This window comes from Nocardioides campestrisoli, from assembly GCF_013624435.2.
Taxonomy (GTDB): domain Bacteria; phylum Actinomycetota; class Actinomycetes; order Propionibacteriales; family Nocardioidaceae; genus Nocardioides; species Nocardioides campestrisoli.
Genome location: NZ_CP061768.1, coordinates 502475 through 512468, shown reverse-complemented (window position 1 = coordinate 512468; position 9994 = coordinate 502475). Strand labels below are relative to the sequence as shown.

Annotated in this window: 10 protein-coding genes; 5 read left to right on the top strand and 5 right to left on the bottom strand. The window is 72.9% G+C overall.

Annotated features, from left to right (window positions below; all coding sequences use genetic code 11):
• Positions 1-13: 13 nt before the first annotated feature.
• Entirely contained in the window at positions 14-1444 is a 1431-nt protein-coding gene (locus tag H8838_RS02465) for a hemolysin family protein (protein ID WP_185995267.1), read from the bottom strand.
• 41 nt (positions 1445-1485) lie between these two features.
• On the opposite strand from H8838_RS02465, the gene H8838_RS02460 reads away from it, so the two are divergent.
• Complete coding sequence (locus H8838_RS02460; RefSeq protein ID WP_185995268.1) at positions 1486-1794, top strand: antibiotic biosynthesis monooxygenase family protein; 309 nt, start codon at positions 1486-1488, stop codon at positions 1792-1794.
• Between the two features lie 11 nt (positions 1795-1805).
• On the opposite strand, the gene H8838_RS02455 is transcribed toward H8838_RS02460, so the two are convergent.
• From H8838_RS02455 to H8838_RS02440, 4 genes are read right to left on the bottom strand one after another with little or no spacing between them, the layout of a single operon-like run.
• Positions 1806-2387, bottom strand: coding sequence for a DUF1707 SHOCT-like domain-containing protein (locus H8838_RS02455; protein WP_185995269.1), 582 nt, complete (start codon positions 2385-2387; stop codon positions 1806-1808).
• A 37-nt stretch (positions 2388-2424) separates the two neighbouring features.
• On the bottom strand, positions 2425-3033 hold the full coding sequence (locus tag H8838_RS02450) for an antibiotic biosynthesis monooxygenase (protein WP_219923866.1): 609 nt from the start codon (positions 3031-3033) through the stop codon (positions 2425-2427).
• A gap of 43 nt (positions 3034-3076) precedes the next feature.
• Positions 3077-3451 (bottom strand): hypothetical protein, encoded by a 375-nt coding sequence (locus H8838_RS02445; protein WP_185995270.1) that lies wholly within the window; start codon positions 3449-3451, stop codon positions 3077-3079.
• Positions 3452-3482: 31 nt separating this feature from the next.
• Entirely contained in the window at positions 3483-4916 is a 1434-nt protein-coding gene (locus H8838_RS02440) for an FAD-dependent oxidoreductase (protein ID WP_185995271.1), read from the bottom strand.
• A gap of 28 nt (positions 4917-4944) precedes the next feature.
• On the opposite strand from H8838_RS02440, the gene H8838_RS02435 reads away from it, so the two are divergent.
• Genes H8838_RS02435 through H8838_RS02420 form a run of 4 tightly spaced genes read left to right on the top strand, consistent with a single transcriptional unit; the run spans position 4945 to position 9993 of the window.
• The gene (locus H8838_RS02435) at positions 4945-6135 is read left to right on the top strand and encodes a CaiB/BaiF CoA transferase family protein (protein ID WP_185995272.1); all 1191 of its coding nucleotides are present in this window, start codon (positions 4945-4947) and stop codon (positions 6133-6135) included.
• A 29-nt stretch (positions 6136-6164) separates the two neighbouring features.
• Complete coding sequence (locus H8838_RS02430; protein WP_185995273.1) at positions 6165-7040, top strand: cyclase family protein; 876 nt, start codon at positions 6165-6167, stop codon at positions 7038-7040.
• A complete protein-coding gene (locus tag H8838_RS02425; protein WP_185995274.1) occupies positions 7037-8524 on the top strand; it encodes an MmgE/PrpD family protein in 1488 nt (495 codons plus the stop codon). Before H8838_RS02430 ends, H8838_RS02425 begins: the two co-directional genes overlap by 4 nt.
• Positions 8521-9993, top strand: coding sequence for a dihydroorotase (locus tag H8838_RS02420; RefSeq protein WP_185995275.1), 1473 nt, complete (start codon positions 8521-8523; stop codon positions 9991-9993). The genes H8838_RS02425 and H8838_RS02420 overlap by 4 nt, the downstream gene beginning before the upstream one ends.
• Position 9994: the final 1 nt, after the last annotated feature.

Below are 9994 nucleotides of genomic sequence, written 5' to 3'. Positions count from 1 at the left end.
TAACGGCGCTCGGTCAGGCGTCGCCGCCACGCCCGCCGTCCGTGCCCTCGCCCGTGTTCTCCGCATGGTTCTCGCCTGGACTGTCAGGGCTGTCCGGGCTGTCGGGGCTGTCAGGCCTGTCGCCGGGCCGCCCGTCGTCCGCCCGGGGCCGCTGGCGACCGTCGTCGCGGCTGACCCGCACCCGCAGGATCCGGGTCTCGCTCGCCTCGACCACCTCCAGCACCAGCCCGGAGGCCTCGACCCGGTCGCCGACGACCCCGATCCGGCCCAGTCGCTCGACGACGAACCCGCCGACGGTGTCGAAGCCGCCCTCCGGCGGCTCCATCCCGGTGAGGTCGCAGAACTCCTCGATGTTGAGCGAGCCGTCGACCGTCATCTCGGTGCCCTGCTCGAGCACCGTGTCCTCGGGGTCGAACCCGATGTCGTACTCGTCGTAGATCTCCCCCACCAGCTCCTCGACGAGGTCCTCCAGGGTCACGATCCCCTCGGTGCCGCCGTACTCGTCGACGACCAGCGCCAGATGCTGCTGCTCACGGCGCAGCTGCGCCAGCGAGGAGAGCACCTGGTTGGTGCCGGGCAGCACCACCAGGGTGCGGGCGAGGCTGCTCACCGGCTGCTGCGCCCGCTCCGACGGGACGGTGAGCAGGTCGCGCAGGTGCACGAACCCGAGCACGTCGTCGACGTCCTCGCCCAGCACCGGGAAGCGCGAGTACGTCGACTCCGCCACCTCCGCCTGCGCCTCGGCGATCGTCATGCTGCCGTCGAGGAAGGAGACGTCCGGCCGCGGGGTCATCACCGCGGTCAGCCGGCGCTCCGCCGAGCGGAAGACGTCGGTGAGGATCCGCCGGTGGTAGGGGCGCAGCCCGCCGTGGGTCTCCACGGTGTCGCGCAGCTCGTCGGCGGTCATCTCCTCCTCGATCGCGTCCGGGTTGCCACCGAGCAGCCGCACCACCACGTTGGTCGAGCGGGACAGCAGCCAGATCACCGGCCGGACCAGGGTGGCGAAGACGTTGAGCGGCGGGGCCAGCACCGTGGTGAAGCCGACCGCGCGCTGCATCGCCAGCCGCTTGGGCACCAGCTCGCCGAGGACCAGCGAGAGGTAGGCGATCAGCAGCGTCATCAGCACCAGCGCGACCGTGTCCGCCGCACCTTCGGGCAGGCCCCAGCCGACCAGCACCGGGGCGACGTCGGGCGCGATCGTGGCGCCGCCGTACGCCGAGGAGAAGAACCCGGCGACGGTCACGCCGATCTGCACCGCGGAGAGGAACCGGTTCGGGTCCTCCACCAGGTCGGCCGTGCGGGCGCCTCGCGGCCCGCTCTGCCGGATCCGTCGCACCTGCCCGGCCCGGAGCGAGACGATCGCCATCTCCGTGCCGGCGAAGACCCCGCCGATCAGCACGAAGACCAGGACGAGCGCGAGATTGATGAGTGTGTCGACGTCCACGCCCCTGACGTTAGCGAGCCGATGGTTTGTAGGCTCGGAACATGTCCGTCGTGAAGATCAACGCCATCACCGTCCCCGAGGGTTCCGGCGAGGAGCTTGAGCGGCGCTTCGCCGCCCGCGCCGGCTCGGTCGAGAAGTCCCCCGGCTTCCTGGGGTTCAAGCTGCTCCGCCCCACCGCCGGCGACCAGCGCTACTTCGTCCTGACCGAGTGGGCGGACGAGGACTCCTTCATCGCCTGGCGCGACGGGGACTCCCGCACCGCCCACGCCGGGGAGCGCGCCAAGCCGGTCGCCACCGGCGCGGACCTGCTCGAGTTCGAGGTCGTGCTGGACGTCACGCCAGGGAGCTGACGCCCCCTCGCTCAGGCGTCCTCGTCCGGGCTCTGCTCGGGGCCCGGGCCGAGCTTCCTGGCCTCGCGCCTGCGCGCCTTGCGCTCCAGGCGACGTACCTCCTCGGCCACCATGTCCTCGCGATCGAAGACCGTGCGCCCGTAGTTCAGCCCGGTGCCCAGCAGCACGAACAACGGCCACGGGAAGGCCGGGTCGAAGCTCCAGTCTGACCCCATGCCGCCGGCCACCCAGATCACGGTGCAGATCAGGGTGGCCGTGAGCATCGACCACCAGGCCCTGCGCCGCTCGTGCTCGTACTTCTCCACGGCCCGGACTCGGGCCGTGTCGGGCGAACGGGCGCCGGTCCGCGCGAGTCCGGTACCGGCAGACGGGGCCACGAGGTCGGAGACCAGCGGCGGCAGCTCTCCCAGGGTGCGGGCGCCGGCCAGCGCCTCCGCCCGCTGGTCCAGCTCGTCGCGGTCCATCCGGCCCTCGGCGTACGCGTCGGCCAGCACCTGCGCGACCGCGTCACGGTCACGATCCCCGGCGCGCAGGTGGGCGTGCTCGGGCAGGGTCGGGTCCACGGGCAGCCCTGCCCAGGGGTCCTGGCTCATCTCGACTCCCCCATCCGGCCATGCTATGTGGCGCAGGTCACCTCTGGGAGTCTCGCTCCGGCTGCAGGAACCACTGCATCTTCCGGGTCGCCCACGGCATGAAGACGTAGGTCATCAACGGGGTCATCACGCTGATGATCACCAGCACCCGCGGCACCAGCGGCCAGTCGGGGATCAGGTGCGAGGCCGCCCAGTTGGTGCAGAGGCTGAGCGGGAAGAAGACCAGGAAGATCACCACCATCTGCTTCCACCGGGGCGGGGCCGGGGGCGGCGGCTGCTCCCCCGCGACCTCGGTGGAGGCGGGCTCGTCGAACCACCCCTCGATCCCCGTACGCCGCTCCACCCGGCTCTGCTCCACCTTGCCGGCCGCGGCGTCCAGCCACCACCGGCGCTGCGGCGAGCTCTCCCACGCCTCCAGGGACGCGGCGTCGGCGAACCGGTAGAGCATGTGCCACTCGGTCGACCCGGGCGACGGGCGGACCCAGCCGCTGCCCAGGAACCCGGGGAACCGCTGGGCCAGCGAGTCGCCGGCCTGCAGCCAGGCGTGCATCTCGGCCTCGTGGTCGGGCGCGACGTGCCGGGTGACGGCGACGGTGACGGGTCCGGCGACGGGGCCGGTCACGGGAGCGGCGCTGGGAGTGGACATGCGGCCCATTCTCGGGTGCCGGCCGCTGAGGCCAAACTCCGTGTCACGGGCGCGAGCCCGCCCAGAGCAGCCCCTCAGGCTCCGTCGCCTCCTGCAGCCCGACCAGCAGGGCAGCCGCGGCCCCCGTGCCGACCAGCGCGGTCACCGCCGCCACCCGTCGCTGGGCGCGCAGGGTCAACCCCCGGTGGCCGACCAGGCAGAGCACCACGCCCAGCACCAGCCCCAGCGCAGCCCCGACAGGAGCACCGATCGCCCCGCCGACGACTGCCACCCCCAGGCCGGTCTCCCAGTCGGTCGGGTCCTCGACCAGGAAGAAGGGGACCAGGAACACCGTCGGGAAGAGGGCACCCGCGATCAGTCCGACAGCCAGCCCTGCGGGGATCCACCACGGCTCCGGCCGCCACCCGGTGCGCGTCATGGAGGGAGCGTCCCACCGAGGGGGCAACCTGTCACCCCGGTCTCGCGCGGGCCAGCCGTGCGCCGAGCAGACGGCCCAGGGTCAGGGCCGGGGTGAGCAGCATCCCCGAGCAGAAGCTGTTGCCGCAGGTGGCGCCCGCGCCGATCACTTCCCCCACGGCGTAGAGGTCCCCGATCACCGCGCCGGAGCCGTCGCGCACCGCACAGTCGGAGTCGATGTCGAGGCCCTGGAAGGTGACCAGGGTGATGGCGTGGTTGCGCAGGGCGTAGAACGGACCGCGGGCGATCGGCGCCGGCAGGTGCGTGCGGCCGTGCTCGGGGTCCTTCCCCGCGGCGACGGCCTCGTTGTAGGCGCGCACCGTCGAGCAGAGGCCGTCCGGGTCGATGCCGGCGAGGTCGGCCAGCTCGCGCAGGTCGGAGGCGGCGTGCACCCCCGGCCGGGTGTTGGCCATCGCGCGCACCTCGGACGGCTCCTTGCCCACCACGATCTGGAGGCTGCCGGTGGCAGCCTCGAGGGCGACGTCGTCGAAGACGGTCCAGAAGGTCTGCTCGGGCACCCGGGCCAGCGCCCGCTCCTTCTCGTCGATGGACGGCTCGTCCTCGGCCACCCAGCGCCGGCCCGAGCGGTCGACGTAGATCTCCCACGGCGGGCGCTCGCTGGTCAGCCGCTGCCGGTCGTGCCAGTTCGCCCGGCCCGGGGAGACCGGGTCCGGCAGGCCGCCGAAGGTGGGCAGGTAGGTGCCGGCTCCCTGCAGCGCCGCCCCCACGGCGAGGCCGAGGTGCAGCCCGTCCCCGGTCGAGGTTCGCGCCGCCGCGGAGACGAGGGGGGCACCCTCGAGCTCGGCGAAGAGCTCCGGGTCGGCGCCGTACCCCCCGGTGGCGAGCACCACGGCCCCGGCGAGCACCTCGGTCTCCTCGCCGCCGTGCTGCACGTGCGCTCCGGTGACGGCGTCCTGCCCGTCAGCGGCGCCGACCAGCAGCTCGGTCACCATCGCCCCGGTCCAGACCTCGAGGTCGCTCTCAGCGCGCGCCCGCGCGAGCTCGTCCTGCAGGACGGTCAGGATGGAGAGCCCCTCGTCGACCCCGTAGACGGTCCGGGGGATCTCGTAGGGCTCGTGCCCGTAGACGATCCGCGGCGTCTCGGCGGCGAAGTCGAAGCCCCGGCCGGCAAGCCACTCCACGGTCGCAGGCGCGTGCTCGGTGACGATCTCGACGAGGTCGGCGCGGGCGGTTCCGCCGCTGATCCGGAGCACGTCGGCGCGGTGGGCGGCCGGCGAGTCCTCGATGCCGCGCTCGGCTTGCCGCGCCGTCCCGCCGGCGGCGAGGTGACCCCCGCTGAGGTGCAGGGTGCCGCCGAGACGGGTGTCCTTCTCCACGAGCAGCACGCTCGCGCCACCACGAGCGGCCTCGATGCTGCAGGAGAGCCCGGCAGCCCCGGCTCCGACGACGAGCACATCAACCCTCATGGTCGTAGATGATATATGATCCCTCGCCATGGGACCCCTCACCGGAGTGCGCGTGCTGGACGCGTCGACCATCCTCGCCGGCCCGCTGGCCTGCCAGGTCCTGGGCGACTTCGGGGCCGACGTGATCAAGGTCGAGCATCCCGTCGCCGGCGACGGGATGCGCGGGCACGGACCTTCCAAGGACGGGGTCCCGATCTGGTGGAAGGAGGTCTCGCGCAACAAGCGCACGATCGGCCTGAGCCTCAAGGACCCGGACGGCGCCGACATCTTCCGCGCCCTGGCGGCCCAGGCCGACGTGGTCGTGGAGAACTTCCGTCCCGGGACCCTGGAACGGTGGGGACTGGGGCCGGACGTGCTGCGCGAGCTCAACCCCGGGCTCGTCCTGCTCCGCATCACCGGCTTCGGCCAGGTCGGCCCCTACGCCTCGCGCGCCGGCTTCGGCACCCTGGCCGAGGCGATGAGCGGCTTCGCCCACCTCACCGGTCCCGCGGACGGCCCCCCGACCCTGCCGGCGTTCGGACTCGCCGACTCGATCGCCGGCATCGCCGCCTCCTCCGCCGTCTCGATGGCCCTCTTCGCCCGCGAGCGCAACGGGGGCCAGGGCCAGGTCATCGACCTCAACCTGCTCGACCCGATCATGACCGCCGTCGGTCCGGGCCCCTCGGTCTACCAGCAGACCGGCGAGGTCGGGATGCGGCACGGCAACCGCTCCACCAACAACGCCCCGCGCAACGCCTACCGCACCGAGGACGACCACTGGGTGGCGATCTCCACCAGCGCCCAGGCCATCGCCGAGCGGGTGATGCACCTGGTCGGGCACCCCGAGGTGATCGCCGAGCCGTGGTTCGCCACCGGCCACTCGCGCGCGGCGCACGCGGACGAGCTCGACGAGATGGTCGGCTCCTGGATCGCCGCCCGGAGCCGCGAGGAGGTGGTGGCGACCTTCACCGAGGCCGGAGCGGCGATCGCACCTATCTACTCCGCCCGCGACCTGGTCGAGGACCCGCACGTCCGCGAGACGCAGATGCTCGTCGAGGTCGAGGACGACGACCTCGGGCCGGTCCTGCAGCACAACGTCATGTGGCGGATGTCCGGCACGCCGGGAGGTATCCGGTTTCCCGGGCGAGCGCTCGGCCAGGACACCGACGAGGTGCTTGGCGCCCTCGGGCTCCAGGAGGAGGAGCTGGCGCACCTCCGCGACCGCCACGTGATCGCGTGACCCCACCACCCAGACGAGGACCCAGAACGATGACATCCAGGATCCCCACGACCACCAGGACTGCGGCCGGCCCGGAGGACCACCCGACCACCGCGCTGCTGCTCGACGCCGTGCGCGCCGGGCTGGAGGTGCACGACCTGGGCCGCACCCTCACCGTCGGGATGCCCCAGTCCCCCAACCACCCGGCGTACTGGCACGCGATGCCGCGCCGGCACGGCGACATGGTGCGGGCCGACGGCGGGTCCGCCGCCAACGACATGATCTCCATGGGCACCCACGTCGGCACCCACGTCGACGCGCTGGCGCACGTCTCGCAGGACGGCAGGCTCTACGGCGACGTCGACGCGGCCTCCGCCCAGGTGGGTGGCCGGTTCGTCGACCACGGCGCCCACACCATCGCCCCGATGGTGCGTCGGGGCCTGCTGCTCGACGTGCCCGAAGCACTCGGGGTCGAGCGGCTCGACCCCGGCCAGGAGATCACCGTCGAGGACCTGGAGCGGACCCTGGAGCGACAGCGCACCGAGATCCGGACCGGCGACGTGGTGCTGGTGCGCTCGGGCTGGGGCCAGCACTTCGACCGCGGCGACGGCGACGCCTACCGCGGGCTGTCGACCGGCGTCCCGGGTGTCTCGGAGGCCGGTGCCACCTTCCTGGCCGAGTTCGGCATCCACGCCACCGGCGCGGACACCATCGCCTACGAGCAGCTCGCCCCCGGCGCCGGCCACGGACTGCTCCCCGCCCACCGCGTGCTGCTGGTGGAGAGCGGGATCTACATCATCGAGGCCCTCGACCTCGAGGGCCTCGCCGCCGCAGGCGTCCACGAGTTCCTCTTCGTCATGTCGCCGCTGAAGTTCTTCGGCGCCACCGGCTCCCCGGTCCGCCCACTCGCCGTGGTCGGCGGATGAGCGTCTGGACGCCGGCCGCCGGGGCCCGGCCGGCAGGCAACCCGACCGGCGAGGCGCAGGCGGGTCCCACGTTGGCCCAACAGCTGGCCGCGTTCGCCGCGCACACCGCACGCCACGGCGTCCCGGACGCCGTGGCCGTCTCGGTCGGTCAGCGCACGCTCGACGTCCTGGGGCTCTGCGTGGCCGCCCACCGGCTGCCCACCTCGGCCGCCGCCCTCGACCACGTGCTCGACCAGGGCGGCCACCCGGTCGCCACCGTGGTGGGCGAGCCCACCCGGGTCTCGGCCGCGCAGGCTGCGTTCGCCAACGGCGTGCTCGCGCACTCCCTGGACTACGACGACACCCACCTGCCCTCCGTGCTGCACCCGAGCGCCTCGGTGGTCCCCGCCGCGCTCGCCGCTGCCGAGCACGCCGGCGTCCCGGGCGAGGTGGCGGTCCGCGCGATCGCGGTCGGCATCGAGGTGGCGGTCCGGCTCGGGATGGCCGGCTACGACGCCGACCTGGGCAACTCCGTCTACTTCGAGCACGGCCAGCACGCGACCTCGATCACCGGGGCGATGGGCTCCGCGGTCGCCGCGGCGATCGCCTACGGCCTCGACGAGCAGGGGATCACCGACGTCCTCGGGCTCACCGCCTCGATGGCGTCGGGCGTGATCGAGGCGAACCGCACCGGCGGCACCGTCAAGCGGCTCCACTGCGGGCTCGCGGCCCAGGCCGGGGTCACCGCCGCCCAGCTGGTCCGCCGGGGGTTCACCGGTCCGCCGACCGTGCTGGAGGGCCGCTTCGGCTTCTTCGAGGCCTGGCTGCACGGACAGTTCTTCCCGGAGGCGGTGACCGAGGGCCTCGGCACCGACTGGTCGGTGCCCGGCATCTTCTTCAAGCCCTACCCCGCCAACCACTTCACCCACACCACCGTCGACGCCGGCCGCGCCTTCGCCGGGCGAGGGATCACCCCGGCGCGCGTGGCGACGGTGGTGGTCGGCGTGGCCGGGGCGACCGTGCGGACCATCGGCGAGCCGATCGAGGTCAAGCGGGCGCCGGAGACCGGCTACCAGGCGCAGTTCTCCGGTCCGTACGCCTTCGCGGCGGGGCTGCTCGGTGGCGGCGGCCTCGGCACGAGTCTCGACGACTACTCCGACGCGCTGGCCCAGGACCCGGCCCGCCGGGCCCTGATGGCGAAGGTCGAGGTGGTCCCCGACGCGCGGTGCGACGAGATCTACCCCTTCCAGTTCCCCGCGGTGGTCACCCTGACCACCACGGACGGCGAGGTCCTCGTCGAGGAGGTGCTCACCAACCGCGGTGGGCCCGCCCGTCCGCTCTCCGACGACGAGCTCGCCACCAAGTTCCGCGACAACGTCGCGGGACGCCTGTCCCCCGAGGCCGCCGACTCCGTCCGCGACGACGTCCTCTCCCTGCACACCGCGACCGGCCTGGCCGCCGTGCTGAAGCCCCTGTCCACCTTCACCCCAGGAGAGTCCCCGTGACCGAGTTCGACGTCCTCCTCACCCATGTCGCCGCGGTGCTGCCCGGCCACGACGAGCCGCAGCAGGTCGACCTCGCCGTCAAGGACGGCAGGTTCGCCCGGATCGAGGCCGGCATCGACCCGTCGCTGGCCGCGACCGTGGTCGACTGCGGCGGCAAGATCGCGTTCCCGGGCGTGGTCGACGCCCACCAGCACTGGGGCATCTACAACCCGCTCCCCGACGACGTGACCAGCGAGTCCCGCGCCTGCGCCCAGGGCGGCGTCACCACGTCGCTCTCCTACATGCGCACCGGGCAGTACTACCTCAACAAGGGCGGGTCGTACGCCGACTTCTTCCCCGAGGTGCTCGCCCTGACGGAGGGCCGGGCGCTGGTCGACTACGCCTACCACCTGGCGCCGATGAGCCGCGAGCACATCGACGAGATCGGGTCGCTGGTCGCCGACCACGGGGTGACGTCGTTCAAGGTCTTCATGTTCTACGGCAGCCACGGGCTGCACGGGCGCAGCACCGACCAGTCGCAGTTCCTGATGACGCCCGAGGGCGAGCGGTACGACTACGCGCACTTCGAGTTCGTGATGCGCGGCATCCAGAAGGCGCGTGTGGAGAACCCGGAGATCGCGGACCAGATCTCGCTCTCGCTGCACTGCGAGACCGCCGAGATCATGTCCGCCTACACCAAGATGGTCGAGGAGGACGGGGCGCTGACCGGGCTCCCGGCCTACAGCGCCTCGCGGCCGCCGCACTCGGAGGGACTGGCGGTCACCATCGCCTCCTACCTCGCGCACGAGACCGAGCTGCCGACGATCAACCTGCTGCACCTGACATCGCGCAAGGCCGTCGAGGCAGCGCTGACGATGGCGGCGGCGTTCCCGCACATCGACTTCCGCCGCGAGGTCACCGTCGGCCACCTCCTCGCCGACTGCGACACCGCGCACGGGGTGGGCGGCAAGGTCAACCCGCCGCTGCGCCCCCGGGAGGACGTGGAGGCGCTGTGGGGCTACCTGCTCGACGGGAAGATCGACTGGGTGGTCTCCGACCACGCCTGCTGCAAGGAGGAGCTCAAGTTCGGCGAGCCGAAGGACGACGTCTTCCTGGCCAAGTCCGGCTTCGGCGGCGCCGAGTACCTGCTGGCCGGCATGGTCAGCGAGGGCGGTCGGCGCGGGCTCTCCTACGGCCGGATCGCCGAGCTCACCGCCACCAACCCCGCCCAGCGCTACGGCCTGGGCTCACGCAAGGGCGCCATCCGGGTCGGGCTGGACGCCGACCTCGCCCTGGTCGACCCGGACTCCGCCTGGACGGTGCGCGCCGAGGAGTCCCTCTCCACCCAGGAGTACACGCCCTTCGAGGGCGCCAAGCTCACCGCCCGGGTGACCGACACGTTCCTGCGCGGCACCCCGATCATGACCGACGGCACCGTGACCACGGCCGCTCCCACCGGCAGGTTCCTCTCCCGCCCGACGGCGGACTGAG

Coding starts and splice junctions, on each gene's coding strand:
- H8838_RS02460 (WP_185995268.1), top strand. CDS start 1,486: ATGTCCGTCGTGAAGATCAACGCCATCACCGTCCCCGAGGGTTCCGGC.
- H8838_RS02455 (WP_185995269.1), bottom strand. CDS start 2,387: ATGAGCCAGGACCCCTGGGCAGGGCTGCCCGTGGACCCGACCCTGCCC.
- H8838_RS02450 (WP_219923866.1), bottom strand. CDS start 3,033: ATGTCCACTCCCAGCGCCGCTCCCGTGACCGGCCCCGTCGCCGGACCC.
- H8838_RS02445 (WP_185995270.1), bottom strand. CDS start 3,451: ATGACGCGCACCGGGTGGCGGCCGGAGCCGTGGTGGATCCCCGCAGGG.
- H8838_RS02440 (WP_185995271.1), bottom strand. CDS start 4,916: ATGAGGGTTGATGTGCTCGTCGTCGGAGCCGGGGCTGCCGGGCTCTCC.
- H8838_RS02435 (WP_185995272.1), top strand. CDS start 4,945: ATGGGACCCCTCACCGGAGTGCGCGTGCTGGACGCGTCGACCATCCTC.
- H8838_RS02430 (WP_185995273.1), top strand. CDS start 6,165: ATGACATCCAGGATCCCCACGACCACCAGGACTGCGGCCGGCCCGGAG.
- H8838_RS02425 (WP_185995274.1), top strand. CDS start 7,037: ATGAGCGTCTGGACGCCGGCCGCCGGGGCCCGGCCGGCAGGCAACCCG.